Here is a 19,148-nt window from a genome sequence, read left to right as displayed (position 1 = left end):
GTCTGGAGACCACCGCACCTCGCAACGCTGGAGAGCCACCATGTCGGTCGTCCGTGCCGATATCGAGCCCCTGACCATCGTCTTCCAGGACGACGGTCTGGTGCCGAACAACCCGATGCCGTTCCTGGTCTACAAGGCCGCCGTCGACGTCAGCAAGAATCCCGAGGCCAGCATCGAGCAGCTGTTCGGCAAGAACGGCTGGGGCGCGATGTGGCGCAACGGCGTCTACGACTTCGCGCATTACCACGCCACCGTGCACGAGGTGCTGGGCGTCGCCCGCGGCCGCGCGCGCGTGCAGTTCGGCGGCGACCACGGGCGGGCGCTGGAGATCGCAGCAGGCGACGTTGCGATCCTGCCCGCCGGCACCGGGCATCAATGCCTGTCGGCGAGTGACGATTTCTGCGTCATCGGCGCCTATCCGCCGGGCCCGCCGATGGATCTGCAGCGGCCGACGCCCGAGAACCGCGCCAGGGCGCTGAAGACGATCCCGCTGGTCGCGCCCCCCGCGACCGATCCGGTGATCGGCAAGGACGGGCCGCTGGTGCGGCTGTGGAAGCGCTAGGATTCAAGATTGTCGAACGGGCTGTGCTTCGTTCTCCCCCTTGGGGAAGGTGACGGGATACAGGCAACCTAAATTGATTATCGGAATTACGTAGCCCAATCGTTATGCGTGCGGCTCTTTTTGCGCGCTCAACGGATTCCCTAAACTATGCGGGCAGAGAATGCCCGTGGGGCCGTTGACGATTCGGCCTGTCGCCATATTGAGCGCTACTCGCTCCCGCTTCCTGCCCGTGCTAGAGTGCCACGCGTGGAGGTAGTGCAGCCCTTTTCAACGTTAAGCCTGCCGGCATCACTTTTCAAAGAACCTTGATTTAAGTCAGCATCGCTGCGGCGATTTATGCCGCCAATGACACCTTAAGGCACGCGATTCATCTGCGGGAGTGACAGAGCTCCCGCGTCCGCTGCTGCTTTTTTGCATGAGCAATGGAGGTCATACACATCACCTGACGGCATCAGATGCTCCGCGCTTCCCAAGCAACCGCAACACATATCAGAAGAGGAGAATTCGACATGTTTCGAGGAATTCTGACGCTGACATTGTCTCTATGCATCGGCGCGGCTGCCGCGCCTGCAGCGCTGGCTCAGACGGCCCCGGCAATCAACGAGCAGGAGGCGCACGCGATCGCGGTGGACGCCTATATTTACTTCTACCCGCTCCTGACGATGGACATCACGCGAAAGCAGTTCACCAACGTCGAGCCCGGCAAAGAGAACTTCAAGGGCCCGATGAACACCTTCGTCAACATCCCCGAATACCCACCGGCGAATTTCAAGGGCGTGGTGCGGTCCAACTTCGATACGCTCTATTCCGTTTCATGGCTGGACATGACCAAGGAGCCGGTTGTCGTCTCCGTTCCCGATACCGATGGACGCTTCTATTTGCTGCCCATGCTGGACATGTGGTCGGATGTGTTTGCCTCGCCCGGCTGGCGCACCACGGGTACCAAAGCGGGGACCTTTCTGGTGACGGCCCCGGGATGGCGGCCTGATCTGCGCGACAGGTTTGCGGAGGAGTTCAAGCTTCCGAAGGATACCCAGCGCATCGACGCGCCGACGCCTTACGTCTGGGTCATCGGCCGCACCAAGACGGACGGCCCGCCGGACTATGATGCGGTCCACAAGATCCAGGCCGGCTACAAGGTCACGCTGCTGTCCGAGTTCGGCAAGACGCCGAAGCCGACCGAGGTCAGGATCGATCCCGGCATCGACATGAAGACGGCGCCGAAGGTGCAGGTCGATACCATGTCGGCCGGTGTCTACTTTGCGCAAGCCGCAGAGCTACTCAAGCTTCACCCGCCGCACATCACCGATGAGCCGATCATCGCGCAGATGAAGAAGATAGGCATCGAGCCTGGCAAGAGCTTTGAAATCAGCAAGCTCGACCCGGTCCTGCAACGGGCACTGGAGACAGCGCCGCAGGACGGGCAGAAGCTGATGGCGTGGAAGGTGCCGACGCTGGCGCGCGTTGTGAATGGCTGGTCGATGAACACCGACACGATGGGCGTTTACGGCAACTACTATTTGAAGCGTGCTATTGTCGCGCAGGTCGGGCTTGGCGCCAACCTGCCGGAGGACGCCATTTATCCGCTCAATCTCGCCGACAGTACCGGCAAACCGCTCGACGGCGCTAACAAGTATACGATCACGTTCGACAAGGGCGCCACCCCACCGGTTAATGCTTTCTGGTCGATCACGCTCTACGACCAGGAAGGATTCCAGGTCGGTAACGTGCTGAACCGCTTCGCTGTGTCCAGCTGGATGCCGTTCAAATACAACCCGGACGGCTCACTCGATCTCTACTTCCAGAACGAGAATCCAGGCAAGGACAAGGAAGCCAACTGGCTTCCGGCGCCGAAGGGAGCCTTCAACCTGACCATGCGCCTCTACGGTCCGAAATCGGAGGCGCTGACCGGAAAGTGGAATCCTCCGCCGATCGAGAGATCGCAGACGACGGTGGGTTTCTCGGCTCAGTAAGCTTCAACCGCACTGACCGCTGCCGAGCGGCCAGACAGCGACCCTGGCAAAGCAATCCGGAGCAAAACAGCTCTGGATTGCTTCCTCGCGGGTGCGGGCGCGCAGCTTACGCCGCGTTGCTGCCTTCCTGGCGGCTGGCCTCGAACAGGAACCAGGTGCGGCGCTCGGTTTCGTCGATGAAGGTTTCGAGCAGGCCTGCGGTGCCGGAGTCGTCCTGGTCGTCGGCCAGCTTGTGCGCCTTGCGCATCGCGGCCGCCATGTGCTTGTTGTCTTCCATCAACTCGCGCAGCATTTCGCGCGGCGGCACATAATCGTCGTCATTGTCCTTGATGGTCTGATGCCTGGCGATATCGCCGATCGACTTCAGCGTCGCGCCGCCGAGCTTGCGCACCCGCTCGGCGAGCTGGTCGGTGGTCGCGAAGATCGCCTCCGACTGCTCGTCCAGCAACAAATGGTAATCATGGAAATGCCGGCCGCTGACGTGCCAATGGAAATTCTTGGTCTTCAAATAGAGCGCGAAGGCATCGGCCAGAAGCGTGTTGAGCGAGGCCGAGATCGTGTCCACCGCTGCCTGTGGCAGGTCGCTCGGCGTGTCGAGATCGGGCGAGATCTTGTCAGTCTTGGCTTTGCTCACGTTGGACCTTCCTGTTAGGAACCCGTATTTCGGCGCATTGAACATTGGCCGCCGGACCGCTAACGCATCATCAGCCCACCCGTTCCTGAGGCCAGGAACCCGTTCTGCCGGATACCAAACGCGATGGATGAATGGATCGATTATTACGATTCCACGCATACGATCTATGCGAGCCGACTGCACCGTGACCTGCATTTCCAGATCATCGCGAACGACATTATCGGCTACATCGCTTCGCCGGATGCCGTGGTGCTCGATTATGCCTGCGGCGAGGCGCTGTCGGCGGCGAAGGTCGCCAATGCCTGCGCCCAGCTCTATCTGGCGGAGCCGGCGCCCGGCGTACGCGGCCGTCTGGTCGCGCGCTTTGCGCCCGACACCCGAATCCGTGTCCGCTCGCTCGATGATCTGAAGCACATGGACGCGGACTCGATCGACCTCGTGGTGATGAACTCGGTGGCGCAATACATGACGCCGCAGGAGCTCGATTCCGCGTTCGACGTGATCCACCGCGTGCTGAAGCCCTCCGGCCGGTTCGTGCTCGGCGATATCCTGCGGCCCGAAGTCGGCATGGCGAGGGATGTCGTGGCACTGCTGCGCTTTGCGGCGACCCACGGCTTCCTGCGCGATGCGCTGGTCGGGCTGGCTTCAACCGCACTGTCCGACTACCGCCAGCTGCGCACCAGGATCGGACTGCAGCGCTATCGCGAGGACGAGATGATCGCGAAGCTCGGCGCCGCGGGGTTCAGCGCCAGGCGCGCGCCGCGCAACATCGGGCACAATCCGTGGCGGATGACGTTCGTGGCGCACCACTGATCCAGGGTTGCACGACGCGTTAACGTTACCCAGAAGGAAACATAGCGGCGGCTGAAATAATCAGCAATGATCCGCTCGGCCCGGTGGCGGAAGCGTCGACGCGGCAGTGGTGCAACACTGTTTATCCTGGTTCAAATCCAGGCCGGGCCTCCAGCCTTCGCTGCTGACGCAGCTTCGGCTCGGCAAGCCTTCTCGTGGCGAAGGCTGCCGCGGCGTAGCCCGCAGGGCGAAGCCGGGCCGTAGCCCCCTCCCACATCCCTCGCCCCAGCCGGCCATGCGTCGAACGAGGAATTTCCCCCAGAATCGCGGTTGATGGGGCGCTTTTGGGGGTTTCGCGGGTGCGGAAACTGGTCTAAAGACCACCCGCGCGCGAAGGATCGCGCTTCCGGCGCTACAAGATGTAGCGCATGGCTCGAGGGACGCGCGGGAAGCGCGCCCTTTTTTTGTGCCCGAATTCCAGTCCGCGAGAGCTGATGCCCAAAAGAACCGACATCTCCACCATCCTGATCATCGGCGCCGGTCCCATCGTGATCGGCCAGGCCTGCGAGTTCGACTATTCCGGCACGCAGGCCTGCAAGACGCTCAAGGAAGAGGGCTATCGGATCGTCCTGGTCAATTCCAACCCGGCCACGATCATGACCGACCCGGAGCTGGCGGACGCGACCTATATCGAGCCGATCACGCCCGAAATCGTCGCCAAGATCATCGAAAAGGAACGCTACGTCCTGCCCGGCGGCTTCGCGCTGCTGCCGACCATGGGCGGCCAGACCGCGCTGAACTGTGCGCTGTCGCTGCGCAAGCAGGGTACGCTGGAGAAGTTCGACGTCGAGATGATCGGCGCCACCGCCGACGCCATCGACAAGGCGGAAGACCGCCAGCTGTTCCGCGACGCCATGGAGAAGATCGGGCTGCAGACGCCGAGGTCGCGGCTCGCCAATGCGTCGGCGCTGAAGAAGTCCGACCGCGACAAGTACCTCGCCGATCAGGCCAAGCTGTCCGGCCCTGAGCTCGAAGCCTTCGAACGGCAGTGGGAAGGCGGCGAGAACGAGCGGCGCAAGCGCTACCAGCAGCAGGCCCTGGCCGAAGCGCTGATGGCGCTGTCCGACATCGGCCTGCCCGCGATCATCCGCCCCTCCTTCACGCTCGGCGGCACCGGCGGCGGCATCGCCTACAACAAGGAAGAATATCTCGACATCATCGAGCGCGGCCTCGACGCCTCGCCGACCAACGAGGTGCTGATCGAGGAATCCGTTCTCGGCTGGAAAGAGTTCGAGATGGAGGTGGTGCGCGACAAGAAGGACAATTGCATCATCATCTGCTCGATCGAGAACGTCGATCCGATGGGCGTGCACACCGGCGATTCCATCACGGTGGCGCCGGCGCTGACGCTCACCGACAAGGAATACCAGATCATGCGCGACGCATCGATTGCGGTGCTGCGCGAGATCGGGGTCGAGACCGGCGGCTCCAACGTGCAGTTCGGCATCAATCCGGACGACGGCCGCATGGTCGTGATCGAGATGAATCCCCGCGTGTCGCGCTCGTCGGCGCTGGCCTCGAAGGCCACCGGCTTCCCGATCGCCAAGGTCGCGGCCAAGCTTGCGATCGGCTACACGCTCGACGAGATCGCCAACGACATCACCGGCGGCGCGACGCCGGCCTCGTTCGAGCCGACGATCGACTACGTCGTCACCAAAATTCCGCGCTTTGCGTTCGAGAAATTCCCCGGCGCCTCCTCCACGCTGACCACCTCGATGAAGTCGGTCGGCGAGGTGATGGCGATCGGCCGCACCTTCCAGGAGAGCCTGCAGAAGGCCCTGCGCGGGCTCGAGACCGGGCTGACCGGCCTCGACGAGATCGACATCGAGGGCCTCGGCCGCAGCGACGACAAGAACGCGATCCGCGCAGCCCTCGGCACGCCGACGCCGAACCGCCTGCTGCAGGTCGCGCAGGCGATGCGGCTCGGCTGGTCGAACGAGGATATCTTCAATTCCTGCAAGATCGATCCCTGGTTCCTCGCCGAACTGCGCGCCATCGTCGAGATGGAAGGCAAGATCCGCAGCAGCGGCCTGCCGACCAATGCGTTCGCGATGCGGATGCTGAAGGCGATGGGGTTCTCCGACGCGCGGCTCGCCGTGCTCACGGAGACCACCGAGGCCGACGTCACCGCCAAGCGCCACGCGCTCGGGGTGCGCCCGGTGTTCAAGCGCATCGACACCTGCGCGGCGGAGTTCGCTTCGCCGACCGCCTACATGTATTCGACCTATGAGCGGCCGTTCGCCGGCGAATTTGCCGACGAGAGCGCGCCGTCGGATCGCAAGAAGGTGATCATCCTCGGCGGCGGGCCGAACCGCATCGGCCAGGGCATCGAGTTCGACTATTGCTGCTGTCACGCCTGCTTCGCGCTCGAGGACGCCGGTTACGAGACCATCATGGTCAACTGCAACCCGGAAACGGTGTCGACCGACTACGACACCGCGGACCGGCTGTATTTCGAGCCGCTCACCGCCGAAGACGTGCTGGAGATCATCGCAACCGAGCGCAAGAACGGCACGCTGCACGGCGTGATCGTGCAGTTCGGCGGCCAGACCCCGCTGAAGCTTGCCCGCGCGCTCGAAGCCGCCGAAGTGCCGATCCTCGGCACCTCGCCCGACGCGATCGACCTCGCCGAGGACCGCGACCGCTTCAAGCGCGTGCTCGACAAGCTGCGTCTCAAGCAGCCGAAGAACGGCATCGCCTATTCGGTCGAGCAGGCGCGCCTGGTCGCCGCCGATCTCGACCTGCCGCTGGTGGTGCGTCCGTCCTACGTGCTCGGCGGCCGCGCGATGCAGATCATCCGCGAGGAGAACCAGCTCAACGACTACCTGCTGGGAACGCTGCCTGAGCTGGTGCCCGCCGACGTCAAGGCGCGCTACCCGAACGACAAGACCGGACAGATCAACACCGTGCTCGGCAAGAACCCGCTGCTGTTCGATCGCTATCTGTCCGACGCGACCGAAGTCGACGTCGACTGCCTCTGCGACGGCAAGGACACCTTCATCGTCGGCATCATGGAGCACATCGAGGAAGCCGGCATCCATTCCGGCGACTCCGCCTGCTCGCTGCCGCCGCATTCGCTCGACGCCAAGACCATCGAGGAGCTGGAGCGGCAGACCCGCGAGCTCGCGCTCGGCCTCGACGTGGTCGGCCTGATGAACGTGCAATACGCCATCAAGGACGGCGAGATCTACGTGCTCGAGGTCAACCCGCGCGCATCCCGCACCGTGCCGTTCGTCGCCAAGGTGATCGGCACGCCGGTCGCCAAGATCGCGGCACGGATCATGGCCGGCGAGAAGCTCGCCGACTTCAAGCTGAAGAAGAAGAAGCTCGGCCATGTCGGCGTGAAGGAATCGGTATTCCCGTTCGCGCGCTTCCCCGGCGTCGACACCGTGCTCGGACCGGAGATGCGTTCGACCGGCGAAGTGATGGGCATCGACCGCTCCTTCGAGGTCGCGTTCGCGAAGAGCCAGCTCGGCGGCGGCACGCGCGTGCCGCGGCAGGGTACGGTGTTCGTCTCGGTGCGCGGCGACGACAAGATGCGCATCGCGGATGCGGTGCGGCTGTTGCACTCGCTCGGCTTCAAGGTGATGGCAACCTCGGGCACGCAGCGCTATCTCAGCGACAACGGCGTGCCGACGGAAAAGGTGAACAAGGTGCTCGAAGGCCGTCCGCACATCGTCGACGCCATCACCAATGGCGACGTCCAGCTGGTCTTCAATACCACCGAAGGTCCGCAGGCGCTGGCCGACAGCCGCTCGCTGCGGCGGGCTGCCCTCTTGCATAAAGTGCCATATTACACCACTCTTTCGGGCGCGGTGGCGGCCGCACGGGGAATCCGGGCCTATCGGGCCGGGGACCTTGAGGTCCGCACGCTTCAGAGTTACTTTTCCGAAAGCTGACCGCTGCCCGGGCTGAAGGCCCGAAGCGGTCAATTAGCCGAATGGCTGGAACTCACCGCGCGATTGGATGTTGTCACGGCCCTTAGCGGGGCCGAAAATCACTGGGCTTCCGGGCGCGTTGGCGCCCTGATTCCTGCGTTAGCTGAACTGGATATTCGTGCACGGCCGCCGGGCGCGCGCGATGAAGGACGAAGATGATGGATAAGGTTCCGATGACCGCGGGCGGATACGCCGCGCTGACGGACGAGTTGAAGCATCGCCAATCGGTGGATCGTCCGCGCATCATCGAACACATCGCGGAAGCGCGCTCGCACGGCGATCTCTCGGAGAACGCCGAGTATCACGCCGCCAAGGAAGAGCAGTCGCACAACGAGGGCCGCATCGCCGAGCTCGAGGACAAGCTCGCGCGCGCCGACATCATCGACATTTCGAAACTGTCAGGCGACACCATCAAGTTCGGCGCGACCGTGACGCTGATCGATGAGGACACCGAGAAGAAGGCGGTGTGGCAGATCGTCGGCGAAGTCGAGGCCGACGCCAAGAAGGGCCGCATCTCCATCACCTCGCCGCTTGCGCGCGCGCTGATCGGCAAGAAGAAGGGGACCACCGTCGAGGTGATGGCGCCGGGAGGCGCCAAGGCCTACGAGATCACCAAGGTCGAGTGGCGGTAGTTACCTTCGCGTGACTGGTGCAGAAAAGCCGCGTCCCGCACGCGGCTTTTTTGTTGTGCAGTACGTCAATTCCTCACAGCTCTGACAGGATTGTGAGTTGTCAAATCTGCTTAACTTGTTAATAATTCCGACCCGGAATTATTATATATCATAACTATCTGGGACGAGCAATATGATCAGCACTCTCGCCGGGCGGTATTCGCCCGGCCTTCTAAGCATCCTTCGCATCTACGTCGGACTCAGCCTGCTGCAGCACGGTACCGCGAAGATTCTCCATTTTCCGACCGTTCCGATGTTCGCCAACGTCGACATCAGCTCGCTGATGGGCGTCGGCGGATTGATCGAGCTCATCGGCGGCGCGCTGTTTATTGTTGGCCTGTTCACGCGTCCGGTGGCGTTCATCCTCTCGGGATTCACCGCCGTCGCATACTTCATGGCGCATGCGGGCAAGAGCTTCTATCCCATCCTGAACGGGGGCGAACTCGCCGCGGTCTACTGTTTCGTCTTCCTTTATTTCGTGTTCGCCGGCCCCGGCCCGTTGAGCCTCGACGCGATCCGCGAGGGTAAGACCGCGTAGCGCTCCAGCAAGGAACCGCACACCAGGCGTGACAGCGCCGTTTCATTCTCCATAATGCGCGCTCGCAACGGCGCGCATTTTCTTTTGGAGAGCAACATGGACCTGGACCGCCTCGGCAGGATCGCTCAGCCTTATCTGCTGAGCGTTCTTCGCTTCATCACCGGGCTGCTGCTCCTGCAGTTCGGCGTCGCCAAGCTGTTCAAGTTTCCGCATGTCGAGATGTTCGCCGAGGTGACGCCGTTCTCGCTGTTCGGTGTCGCCGGCATGTTCGAACTCGTGCTCGGCGGAATGCTGATGCTGGGTTTGCTGACCCGGATCGTCGCCTTCATTCTCTCCGGCGAGATGGCGTTCGCCTATTTCATCGAGCACGCGCCTGTCAGTTTCTTTCCGCTACTTAACGACGGCACGCTTGCGATACTGCTCTGCTTCACCTGCCTCTACCTGGCCGCGGCAGGCGGCGGGCCGCTCAGCCTCGAGGTCTTGCGAAAGCGGAGGCCATAGCACGCTGGCGGCAGAAGCGTGTTGATATGACGGCCTTACGGCGAAATCCGACAGCATGCGCACCACTCCACCGAGGGCGCAACGTAAGGGCGAAGATACCCTTCACGTATGAAACCACGAACTTGTAAGGACGTTGCGGTCTCGCGATCGCACCACCTCTTGAACCAAAAAGCTCCGCCATTGTTGACGCTAGGGACCAATGGTGGAGAGCGCGATGAATGTGGATCGATTTGCGGCGAGCTTTCAACCGTATCTCTTGAGCCTGTTCCGGTTCATCACCGGCCTGCTTCTGTTTCAGTACGGCGTTGCAAAAATCTTCAAGTTTCCGGCGCTCGCCCCCTTCGCCAATCCGCCGCCGCTCATCATGACGGCCGGCGCGATCGAGTTGGTGCTCGGTGGATTGTTGATGATAGGACTGCTCTCGCGGATATCTGCCTTTATCCTGTCCGGTGAAATGGCCTTTGCCTACCTTCTCGGCCACATGCTGAAGACGGGCGAGCCCGTGCTTCTGCCGCTCAACAACGGTGGAACAGCTGCAATATTGTTCTGCTTTGCCTGTCTGTACCTTGCAACGCTAGGCGGCGGACCGGTGAGCGTGGACGCGGTAATCGGGAAGGAGCGCGCGTCGCGCAATGAAGAGTCGCACTTCAGACCAGCAGCGGAATAGCGCTAGCGTCAGCCGACCGCCTTCAATCCCAGCGGCACCGCCGCCTCGTATTTCGAATTGTGCAGCACCAGTGACGTCCTGACGTTGCGCACGTGCGGCGCCGCCGTCAGATGGGTGACGAAATCCTGGAATGTCGCCATGTCGGGCGCCACGCATTTGAGGATGAAATCGACTTCGCCCGACAACATCCAGCATTCCCGCACCAGCGGCTCGGCGCGCACGAAATTCTCGAAGGCGCGGAGATCGGCGTCGGCCTGGCTCGACAGATGCACCGAGGCGAACACCGTGACGTCGTAGCCGAGGCGGCGCGGATCGAGCAGGCCGCGGTATCCCTGGATGTAGCCTTCCTCCTCCAGCGCCCGGACCCTGCGCAGGCAGGGCGGCGGCGAGATACCGACGCGTTTGGCCAGTTCCACATTGGTGATTCGGCCATCGGCCTGGATCTCGGCGAGGATTTTGAGGTCGATCTCGTCAAGGTTCTTCGACACGCGACTACAGTTCCCTAGGGTTTGGAAGGCTTGGCAGGTCCGCCGGCAACTCTCATAGCGCAGCCAGCCGGCATTGCGCAATTTTATTGCGCGTGCAGCGCAAGATTTCGCGAATGTGACTTCAGTTCCGGGGAAAAATCGCTGCCATGGATTGCAAATCTTGCATAGCTTCCCAGATATCCTAGACTTGGATTTGACACTTTTAGCACCGCCGTGACCTGCCTCCGGGGTGCTTCCCACACAAGTCCCCGTCAAAGTCCCCAGAAGAGAGGGATCAGCTAATGCCCGCGCCTGTCCACGCCAAGGTCGTCATCATCGGGTCCGGCCCCGCCGGCTACACCGCAGCGATCTACGCGGCACGCGCGATGCTCGAGCCGGTGCTGATCCAGGGCATCCAGCCGGGCGGGCAGCTCACCATCACCACCGACGTCGAGAACTATCCGGGCTTCGCCGATGTGATCCAGGGCCCCTGGCTGATGGAGCAGATGGAGAAGCAGGCTGCCCATGTCGGCACCAAGATCGTCACCGATCTTGTCAACAAGCTGGAACTCGGCCAGCGCCCGTTTCGCCTGACCTGCGATTCCGGCGACGTCTATCTCGCAGAGACCGTGATCCTCGCCACCGGCGCCCAGGCGCGCTGGCTCGGCCTGCCCTCGGAAGCAAAGTTCCAGGGCGGCGGCGTGTCAGCCTGCGCGACCTGCGACGGCTTCTTCTACCGCGGCAAGAACGTCGTGGTGGTCGGCGGCGGCAACACCGCGGTCGAGGAAGCGATGTACCTGACCAATCACGCCTCCCAGGTCACCATCGTGCATCGCCGCGATCATTTCCGCGCCGAGCGCATCCTGCAGGAGCGGCTGTTCAAGAATCCCAAGATCAAGGTGGTGTGGGATTCGGCGATCGACGAGATCTGCGGATCGGAGAACCCGAACAAGGTCACCCATGTGCGGCTGAAGAACGTCAAGACCGGCGCGCTCACGAACCTCAAAACCGACGGCGTCTTCATCGCGATCGGCCATGCGCCGGCGACGGAGCTCGTCAAAGGCCAGATCAAGCTGAAACCGTCGGGCTATGTCGAGGTCGCGCCGAACTCCACCGCGACCTCGATGCCCGGCCTGTTCGCCGCGGGCGACGTGGCGGACGAAACCTTCCGGCAGGCGGTCACCGCCGCCGGCCTCGGATGCATGGCGGCGCTCGAGGCGGAACGCTTCCTGGCTCTTCGCGCGAGCGATCGCGCAGCGGCGGAATAATCATGGCACGATCTCGCGACGGATTTACGGATATGGATTGGGACAAGCTGAAGGTCTTTCACGCAGCGGCGGAGGCCGGCAGCTTCACGCATGCCGGCGAACAGCTTGGCCTGTCGCAATCGGCGGTCTCCCGCCAGGTCAGCGCGCTGGAGCAGGAGCTCTCGGTGTCGCTGTTTCACCGCCACGCCCGCGGCCTGATCCTCACCGAACAGGGCGACCTCTTGTTCCGCACCGCGCATGACGTGTTCATGCAGCTGCAGGCGGCCCGCGCAAAGCTCACCGACAGCCGCGAGCGGCCGAGCGGCGACCTCAAGATCACGACGCCGCCGGCGCTCGGCATCAACTGGCTGATCCCGCGGCTCGACGAGTTCACCGCGCTCTATCCCGACATCCGGATCTCGCTGATCGTCACCGACGAGGATCTCGACCTGTCGATGCGCGAGGCCGACGTCGCGATCCGCACCCGCAAGCCGACCCAGCCGGACCTGATCCAGCGCAAGCTGTTCTCGATCGGCTTCCATGCCTATTGCTCGCCGGAATACATCAAGCGCTTCGGCACGCCGCGCACGCTCGATGATCTCGACTCGCACCGCATCATCATGCTCGGCGACTCGCAGGTGCCGGCACATCTGCAAAACCGCAGCTGGCTGATCGATGCCGGCCGCAACGGCTCCGGTCCGCGCGAGCCCTACTTCAAGGTCAACAACATCCTTGGCCTCGTGCGCGCCTGCCAGCAGGGCCTCGGCATCGCCGCGCTGCCGGACTATCTGGTCGAACAGAACAACCTCGTGCAGCTTTTCGGCGAGTCCGACTCGATCGCGCTCGACACCTACTTCGTCTATCCGGAAGAGCTGAAGACGGTGGCCCGGGTGCAGGTGTTTCGCGACTTCGTAGTCAGCAAGGCGCAGCGCTGGCCGTCGTGATTAAGCGGCCCTTATAGGGCTGATTTATAGGGATATCCGTGCTGCCCCCGGTCTCCGCATGACTGACATGCGACCTGGATAGTTGCTGCAGGCCGTCGATGGGGATCATAGTGCTTACACGCTGAGCGTTCGCGTCGCGCATATGTCCCCCTCCTCCAGTGGCGCGGAAGTTCAGTAATCCCTCTTGGAAGGTGATTGTGTCGGCCTCACGTGGCCAATACCTTAAGCCGGGCTCACTCGAGCCCGGCTTTTTTTCATCGCTGTGCCTTTTCACCTCCGTGTCATGCGCAAAACGCACCGCACGCGCCGATCAGCATGTGCATTGACAACAACCTCGCAGCGCAGCATCATTATCTGATGATCACGACTTCGTGCGCCGTTCTGTCGTCGAAAAAAGCTCCCCTCCCGGGGACACGAGATCGCGCGCGATAAGATCACCTTCGCATTCAAACCGATCCCGAAACCCCGCCGCCTGGACGGGGTTTTTTGTTGGTCCCGTCTCCGGCTTTGCCTTCTTGAGGAGATGGAACATGACCGATCTACACCAGCAATTGCAGGGCCTCTGGCTGCCCCTGATCACGCCATTCCGTAACGGCGAGCTCGATGTCACGTCGCTGCGGCGTCTCGTACGGCACTACGCCAATGGCCCCGTCGACGGGTTCATTCTCGGCGCAACCTCCGGCGAGGGCATGGCGCTCAGCATGGACGAGCTGGAGGGGCTGGTGAGCGTCGTGCTCGACGAACTCAGTGCCAGCTCCCGCCATTTGCCGGTCTGTCTCGGGCTCTCCGGCGCCTCGACCGCCCGGATGAAGGAAGCGCTGGATGACACGGCCGACTGGCCGATCAACGGCTATTTGATCGCCAGCCCCTATTATATCAGGCCCTCGCAGCGCGGGCTCGTGCAGCACTTCAACGCGCTCGCCGATCACGCGTCGTGGCCGATCGTGCTTTACAACATCCCCTATCGCACGGCGGTGAATCTGACCAACGAGACGCTGCTGGCGCTCGCGGACCATCCGAACATCGCCGGCATGAAGGATTGCTGCGCCGACCGCGCGCAGTCGATCGACTTCCTCAACCGCCGGCCGGCCGGCTTCCGCGTGCTGACCGGCGAGGATGCGCAGACTTTCGATGCGCTCTCGGACGGCGCCGACGGCGCGATCCTGCTGTCCGCACATCTGGAAACAAACACCTTCGCTGCGATCCGCACGCTGTTGCAGCAGGGCCAGCGCCACGCGGCGCTGGCTGCCTGGCAGAGCGTCGTCGGCCTGACGAGGCTGTTGTTCGCCGAACCGAGCCCCGCGCCCGCCAAGCACTGGCTGTGGCGGCAGGGGCTGATCGACAGCCCCGAGGTGCGGCTGCCGATGGTCGCGGTGAGCGAGGATCTCGCAACCTGGCTCGATGCCGAGATGGAACGCCGCGCCCAGCTGTTGCTGCCGGCGTGAATGCCCCGGCCATACTCTGCTCCCTCGCCCCGCTCTTGCGGGGAGAGGGTTGGGGTGAGGGGCTGCTTCCGCGCAAACGGTGAGAGATAGACTCGTGGAGAGTCCCCCTCACCCGGATCGCATTTCGCTTCGCTCCATGCGATCCGACCTCTCCCCGCAAGCGGGGTGAGGTAAGAAAGTTCAATCCAGCTTCACCCGCGAAAGCCGCAGCGCGTTGCCGATCACGCTGACCGAGGACAGCGCCATCGCGGCGGCGCCGACCATCGGCGACAGCAGGATGCCGAACAGCGGATACAGCACACCGGCTGCGATCGGCACGCCGGCGGCGTTGTAGACGAACGCGAACGCCAGGTTCTGGCGGATGTTGCGCATGGTCGCGACCGACAGCCGCCGTGCGCGGACCAGGCCCATCAGGTCGCCGGTGAGCAGCGTGATGCCGGCGCTCTCGATCGCGACGTCGGTACCGCCGCCCATCGCGATGCCGACATCAGCAGCGGCGAGCGCCGGCGCGTCATTGACGCCGTCGCCTGCCATCGCGACGGTGCGGCCCTCGCCGCGCAGCCGCTGCACCACCTCGCTCTTGCGCTCGGGCAGAACGCCGGCCTCGACCTCGTCGATGCCGAGCGTCTTCGCCACCGCCCGCGCGGTGGTCTCATTGTCGCCGGTCAACATCACGATGCGCAGGCCCTCGGCACGCAGCGCCTGCAGCGCGCTGGTCGCGGACGGCTTGACCGGATCGGCGATCGCGACCACCCCGGCGATGCGGCCATCGACCGCGACATAGATCGCCGTCGCACCGTCCCGCCGCGCGGCCTCGGCCGCCTCGTCGAGCGCTGCCGTCGCGATCTTCAGCTCGGCCATCAGTACCGCGTTGCCGAGCGCAACCTGCCTGCCGTCGACCATGCCGGTCGCGCCCTTGCCGGAGGGCGAGGCAAAATTGCTGACGGCGGACGATGCAAGCTTGCGCTCCCTGGCAGCGGCGATGATCGCCTGCGCCAGCGGGTGCTCGCTGCCCTGCTCGACACTGGCGGCCAGCCGCAGCAGATCGCTCTCGCCGAACCCTTCGGCGGCAATGACGCGCACGACCTTCGGCTTGCCCTCGGTGAGGGTACCGGTCTTGTCGATGACGAGCGTATCGATCGCCTCCATCCGCTCCAGCGCCTGCGCGTCGCGGATCAGGATGCCGGAATGCGCGCCGCGGCCGACACCGACCATGATCGACATCGGCGTCGCCAATCCCAGCGCGCAGGGGCAGGCGATGATCAGCACCGTGACGGCGGCGACCAGGGCGAAGGTCAGGCGCGGCTCCGGACCGAACACCGTCCAGGCGATGAAGGCGAGCACGGCGGCGGCGATTACCGCCGGCACGAACCAGCCGGCCACGCGATCGGCGAGCCGCTGGATCGGCGCGCGCGAGCGCTGCGCCTTCGCCACCATGTCGACGATCCGCGACAGCATCGTGTCGCGACCGACCTTCTCGGCGCGCATCACGAGGCCGCCGCTCTGGTTGACCGTGCCGCCGATCACCCTCTCGCCTTCGGCCTTCGTGACCGGCATCGACTCGCCTGTGACCATGGACTCGTCGATGACCGCTCTGCCCTCGACGACGACGCCGTCGACCGGCACCTTCTCGCCCGGTCGCACGCGCAGGCGGTCGCCGACCTTGATTGCGTCGATGTCGATGTCCTCGTCGCCATGCGCGGTGATGCGCCGCGCGGTCTTGGGCGCGAGGCCGAGCAGCGCGCGGATCGCGCCCGAGGTCTGCGCGCGGGCGCGCAATTCCAGCACCTGGCCGAGCAGCACCAGCACCGTGATCACGGCCGCCGCCTCGAAATACACCGCGACCGCGCCATGCATGTCGCGGAAGGCGGGCGGGAACAGCTGCGGCGCCAACGTCGCGACCACGCTATAGACATAGGCGACGCCGGTGCCCATCGCGATCAGCGTGAACATGTTGAGATTGCGGGTGACGAGCGACTGCCAGCCGCGCACGAAGAACGGCGCACCGGCCCACAGCACGACCGGCGTCGCCAGCACGAACGAGATCCAGTTCGACCAGCCCTGTGGCACCAGATGCATCAGCCCGAGATGGCTGCCCATCTCGAGCACGAACACCGGCAAGGTCAGCGCGAGGCCGATCCAGAATCGCCGCGTCATGTCGATCAGTTCAGGATCCGGTCCGTCGTCGAGCGAGACCTGCTCGGGCTCCAGCGCCATGCCGCAGATCGGGCAGCTTCCGGGGCCGACCTGGCGCACCTCGGGATGCATCGGGCAGGTGTAGATGGTGCCCGCGGGCGCCGGCGGTTCGGGTTCACGCGGCTTGAGGAATTTCTCCGGCTCGGCCTCGAAGCGCTCGCGGCAGCGGCCGCTGCAGAACAGGTACTCCTCGCCCTTGTAGCTGAAGCGGTGCTTGGCGGTCGCCGGGTTGACCTTCATGCCGCAGACCGGATCGATCGCGAACGCCACCTCGGCCGGCGGCGTGTCGTGACCGTGCTTGCCGCCGCAGCAGGAATGCGCGGCCGCGCCGTTGTGGTGATGATCCGCGTGCGAATGGTCGTGCGTTGCGTGTGCCACGAAACTCTTCCCGGCCGCTAACCCGGCCTCTTGATTTGCATACCCTAGAGGGGTATATGAGACCTATGAGAGACGAGGTCAAGACATCCTGCTTAAAACGGCTCAAACGGATCGAAGGTCAGATCCGCGGGTTGGCCGCCATGGTCGAGGACGACCGCTATTGCATCGACGTGGTGACGCAGATCGCGGCCGCGCGCGCGGCGCTGCGCCGCGTCGAGGAAGAAGTCCTCCGCGATCATGTGGCGCATTGCGTCGAGCATGCGATCTCGTCCGGCGACAAGGCCGACCAGCGGCGCAAGATCGCCGAGCTGATGGACGTGATCGGGCGCGCGGATCGGTGATCTAAGCGCCACCCCCATGCTCGATGTCGTCCCTGCGAAAGCAGGGACCCATAACCACAGGACGTGGCGATGGAGCGAGCTGGGGCCACAGCTCGCTTCAACAACGCAACCCTGTGGTTGTGGGTCCCGGGTCGCGCTTCGCTCGCCCGGGACGACGTGGGAAAGAGCGCCACCCGCACACTCAGTGTCGTCCCTGCGAAAGCAGGGACCCATAACCACAGGACGTGGCGATGGAGCGAGCTGGGGCCACAGCTCGCTTCAACAACGCAACCCTGTGGTATGGGTCCCGGGTCGCGCTTCGCTTGCCCGGGACGACGTGGGAAAGAGCGCCACCCGCACACTCAGTGTCGTCCCTGCGAAAGCAGGGACCCATGACCACAGGACGTGGCGATGGAGCGAGCTGGGGCCACAGCTCGCTTCGACAACGCAACCCTGTGGTTATGGGTCCCGGGTCGCGCTTCGCTTGCCCGGGACGACGTGGGAAAGAGCGCCGCCCGCACACTCAGTGTCGTCCCTGCGAAAGCAGGGACCCATAACCACAGGACGTGGGGATGGAGCGAGCTGGGGCCACAGCTCGCTTCAACAACGCGACCCTGTGGTTATGGGTCCCGGGTCGCGCTTCGCTTGCCCGGGACGACGTGGGGATAGAGCGGTGCCGAATTCGCTGCCGCTTCTTGCGCGGCTGAACAGTGCGATCAGGTATTGAATCTGAAGTGCATGACGTCGCCGTCGGCGACGACGTACTCCTTGCCTTCAAGCCGCAGCTTGCCGGCATCGCGCGCGCCGGCTTCGCCGTTGCCGGCGATGTAATCGGCATAGGCGATGGTCTCGGCGCGGATGAAGCCCTTCTCGAAATCGGTATGGATCACGCCGGCGGCGGCGGGCGCCTTGGTGCCGCGGTCGATGGTCCAGGCGCGCGCTTCCTTCGGGCCGACGGTGAAATAGGTGATGAGGTCGAGCAGCCGGTAGCCGGCACGGATCAGCCGATCGAGCCCGGCCTCTTCCAGGCCCAGCGTCTCCAGGAAGTCGGTGCGTTCTTCACGCGACAGCGTCGCGATTTCGGATTCGATCTTGGCCGAGATCACGACCGCGACCGCGCCCTCCTCCTTGGCGCGCTCGAACACCGCCTTGGAGAAATTGTTGCCGTCCTTGGCCGAGCCTTCCTCGACGTTGCAGACGTAGAGCACGGGCTTCGAGGTCAGGAGCCCGAGCATGCGGAACGCCCGCTCCTCCTCCGGCTTGCGCTCCAGCGCACGCGCCGGCTTGCCGTCGCGCAGCAGCACCAGCGCGCGGTTGACGAGCTCGAGCTGCTCCTTGGCTTCCTTGTCGTTGCCCTTGGCCTTCTTCGAGAGGTTGTCGACGCGCTTCTCCAGGCTGTCGAGGTCGGACAGCATCAGCTCGGTCTCGATGGTCTCGATGTCGGCGAGCGGCGCGATCTTGCCCTCGACATGGGTAATGTCGGAATCCTCGAAGCAGCGCACCACATGGGCGATGGCGTCGACCTCGCGGATGTTGGCGAGGAACTGGTTGCCGAGGCCTTCGCCCTGCGACGCGCCGCGGACGAGGCCCGCGATGTCGACGAAGGTCAGCCGGGTCGGAATGATCTGCGCCGACTTCGCGACCGCCGCGAGCTTCTCCAGCCGTGGATCGGGCACCGCGACCTCGCCGACATTCGGCTCGATGGTGCAGAACGGATAGTTCGCCGCCTGGGCGGCCGCCGTCTCGGTCAGCGCATTGAACAGCGTCGACTTGCCGACGTTAGGCAGCCCGACGATCCCGCATTTGAATCCCATG

General features: G+C 64.0%; 16 protein-coding genes and 1 tRNA gene. 13 read left to right on the top strand and 4 right to left on the bottom strand.

The window, feature by feature from the left end; all coding sequences use genetic code 11:
* Positions 1-40: 40 nt before the first annotated feature.
* Together ACVWYP_RS12260 and ACVWYP_RS12255 are read left to right on the top strand one after the other, a co-directional pair.
* On the top strand, positions 41-562 hold the full coding sequence (locus tag ACVWYP_RS12260) for a hypothetical protein (protein WP_028344082.1): 522 nt from the start codon (positions 41-43) through the stop codon (positions 560-562).
* A 509-nt stretch (positions 563-1,071) separates the two neighbouring features.
* The gene (locus ACVWYP_RS12255; protein WP_028344083.1) at positions 1,072-2,535 is read left to right on the top strand and encodes a DUF1254 domain-containing protein; all 1,464 of its coding nucleotides are present in this window, start codon (positions 1,072-1,074) and stop codon (positions 2,533-2,535) included.
* Positions 2,536-2,641: 106 nt separating this feature from the next.
* Here the strand turns inward: ACVWYP_RS12255 and ACVWYP_RS12250 are convergent, their stop codons facing one another.
* Entirely contained in the window at positions 2,642-3,169 is a 528-nt protein-coding gene (locus ACVWYP_RS12250; protein ID WP_304498810.1) for a Dps family protein, read from the bottom strand.
* A gap of 123 nt (positions 3,170-3,292) precedes the next feature.
* Here ACVWYP_RS12250 and ACVWYP_RS12245 point away from each other — a divergent pair, with 123 nt between their 5' ends.
* From ACVWYP_RS12245 to ACVWYP_RS12215, 7 genes are all read left to right on the top strand, one after another.
* A complete protein-coding gene (locus ACVWYP_RS12245) occupies positions 3,293-3,982 on the top strand; it encodes a class I SAM-dependent methyltransferase (RefSeq protein ID WP_304498809.1) in 690 nt (229 codons plus the stop codon).
* A 77-nt stretch (positions 3,983-4,059) separates the two neighbouring features.
* Positions 4,060-4,135, top strand: a tRNA-OTHER gene (locus ACVWYP_RS12240).
* Between the two features lie 320 nt (positions 4,136-4,455).
* A complete protein-coding gene (carB, locus tag ACVWYP_RS12235) occupies positions 4,456-7,920 on the top strand; it encodes a carbamoyl-phosphate synthase large subunit (protein ID WP_304498808.1) in 3,465 nt (1,154 codons plus the stop codon).
* Positions 7,921-8,117: 197 nt separating this feature from the next.
* Complete coding sequence (greA, locus tag ACVWYP_RS12230; protein WP_018269816.1) at positions 8,118-8,591, top strand: transcription elongation factor GreA; 474 nt, start codon at positions 8,118-8,120, stop codon at positions 8,589-8,591.
* A 172-nt stretch (positions 8,592-8,763) separates the two neighbouring features.
* Complete coding sequence (locus ACVWYP_RS12225; protein WP_304498807.1) at positions 8,764-9,168, top strand: DoxX family protein; 405 nt, start codon at positions 8,764-8,766, stop codon at positions 9,166-9,168.
* Positions 9,169-9,264: 96 nt separating this feature from the next.
* Positions 9,265-9,669: a DoxX family protein gene (locus tag ACVWYP_RS12220; protein ID WP_304498806.1), complete on the top strand. Its 405-nt coding sequence runs from the start codon at positions 9,265-9,267 to the stop codon at positions 9,667-9,669.
* A gap of 214 nt (positions 9,670-9,883) precedes the next feature.
* Positions 9,884-10,336 carry a DoxX family protein gene (locus tag ACVWYP_RS12215; protein ID WP_304498805.1) on the top strand — a complete coding sequence of 151 codons (453 nt, stop codon included), beginning with the start codon at positions 9,884-9,886 and terminating at the stop codon, positions 10,334-10,336.
* 8 nt (positions 10,337-10,344) lie between these two features.
* Here ACVWYP_RS12215 and ACVWYP_RS12210 read toward each other — a convergent pair whose 3' ends face one another.
* A complete protein-coding gene (locus tag ACVWYP_RS12210; RefSeq protein WP_016845095.1) occupies positions 10,345-10,824 on the bottom strand; it encodes an Lrp/AsnC family transcriptional regulator in 480 nt (159 codons plus the stop codon).
* 281 nt (positions 10,825-11,105) lie between these two features.
* Between ACVWYP_RS12210 and trxB the strand changes: the two genes are divergently transcribed.
* From trxB to ACVWYP_RS12195, 3 genes are all read left to right on the top strand, one after another.
* Positions 11,106-12,071: a thioredoxin-disulfide reductase gene (gene trxB / locus ACVWYP_RS12205; protein ID WP_304498804.1), complete on the top strand. Its 966-nt coding sequence runs from the start codon at positions 11,106-11,108 to the stop codon at positions 12,069-12,071.
* A 2-nt stretch (positions 12,072-12,073) separates the two neighbouring features.
* Entirely contained in the window at positions 12,074-12,994 is a 921-nt protein-coding gene (locus ACVWYP_RS12200) for a LysR family transcriptional regulator (RefSeq protein WP_026192264.1), read from the top strand.
* A 530-nt stretch (positions 12,995-13,524) separates the two neighbouring features.
* Positions 13,525-14,439: a 4-hydroxy-tetrahydrodipicolinate synthase family protein gene (locus tag ACVWYP_RS12195; protein ID WP_304498803.1), complete on the top strand. Its 915-nt coding sequence runs from the start codon at positions 13,525-13,527 to the stop codon at positions 14,437-14,439.
* Between the two features lie 180 nt (positions 14,440-14,619).
* Here the strand turns inward: ACVWYP_RS12195 and ACVWYP_RS12190 are convergent, their stop codons facing one another.
* Positions 14,620-17,013, bottom strand: coding sequence for a heavy metal translocating P-type ATPase (locus ACVWYP_RS12190; RefSeq protein WP_304498802.1), 2,394 nt, complete (start codon positions 17,011-17,013; stop codon positions 14,620-14,622).
* 65 nt (positions 17,014-17,078) lie between these two features.
* On the opposite strand from ACVWYP_RS12190, the gene ACVWYP_RS12185 reads away from it, so the two are divergent.
* Complete coding sequence (locus tag ACVWYP_RS12185; RefSeq protein WP_018269815.1) at positions 17,079-17,354, top strand: metal-sensitive transcriptional regulator; 276 nt, start codon at positions 17,079-17,081, stop codon at positions 17,352-17,354.
* A 695-nt stretch (positions 17,355-18,049) separates the two neighbouring features.
* On the opposite strand, the gene ychF is transcribed toward ACVWYP_RS12185, so the two are convergent.
* On the bottom strand, positions 18,050-19,147 hold the full coding sequence (gene ychF, locus ACVWYP_RS12180) for a redox-regulated ATPase YchF (protein WP_018269814.1): 1,098 nt from the start codon (positions 19,145-19,147) through the stop codon (positions 18,050-18,052).
* Between the last annotated feature and the right edge of the window lies 1 nt (position 19,148).

The organism is Bradyrhizobium sp. USDA 3262, assembly GCF_054060035.1.
This window is presented reverse-complemented; position numbering and strand designations above follow the sequence as displayed.

What these genes read in the sequence shown, in the direction of transcription:
- ACVWYP_RS12260 (WP_028344082.1), top strand. Translation starts at nt 41, where the DNA reads ATGTCGGTCGTCCGTGCCGATATCGAGCCCCTGACCATCGTCTTCCAG.
- ACVWYP_RS12255 (WP_028344083.1), top strand. Translation starts at nt 1,072, where the DNA reads ATGTTTCGAGGAATTCTGACGCTGACATTGTCTCTATGCATCGGCGCG.
- ACVWYP_RS12245 (WP_304498809.1), top strand. Translation starts at nt 3,293, where the DNA reads ATGGATGAATGGATCGATTATTACGATTCCACGCATACGATCTATGCG.
- carB (WP_304498808.1), top strand. Translation starts at nt 4,456, where the DNA reads ATGCCCAAAAGAACCGACATCTCCACCATCCTGATCATCGGCGCCGGT.
- greA (WP_018269816.1), top strand. Translation starts at nt 8,118, where the DNA reads ATGGATAAGGTTCCGATGACCGCGGGCGGATACGCCGCGCTGACGGAC.
- ACVWYP_RS12225 (WP_304498807.1), top strand. Translation starts at nt 8,764, where the DNA reads ATGATCAGCACTCTCGCCGGGCGGTATTCGCCCGGCCTTCTAAGCATC.
- ACVWYP_RS12220 (WP_304498806.1), top strand. Translation starts at nt 9,265, where the DNA reads ATGGACCTGGACCGCCTCGGCAGGATCGCTCAGCCTTATCTGCTGAGC.
- ACVWYP_RS12215 (WP_304498805.1), top strand. Translation starts at nt 9,884, where the DNA reads ATGAATGTGGATCGATTTGCGGCGAGCTTTCAACCGTATCTCTTGAGC.
- trxB (WP_304498804.1), top strand. Translation starts at nt 11,106, where the DNA reads ATGCCCGCGCCTGTCCACGCCAAGGTCGTCATCATCGGGTCCGGCCCC.
- ACVWYP_RS12200 (WP_026192264.1), top strand. Translation starts at nt 12,074, where the DNA reads ATGGCACGATCTCGCGACGGATTTACGGATATGGATTGGGACAAGCTG.
- ACVWYP_RS12195 (WP_304498803.1), top strand. Translation starts at nt 13,525, where the DNA reads ATGACCGATCTACACCAGCAATTGCAGGGCCTCTGGCTGCCCCTGATC.
- ACVWYP_RS12185 (WP_018269815.1), top strand. Translation starts at nt 17,079, where the DNA reads ATGAGAGACGAGGTCAAGACATCCTGCTTAAAACGGCTCAAACGGATC.
- ychF (WP_018269814.1), bottom strand. Translation starts at nt 19,147, where the DNA reads ATGGGATTCAAATGCGGGATCGTCGGGCTGCCTAACGTCGGCAAGTCG.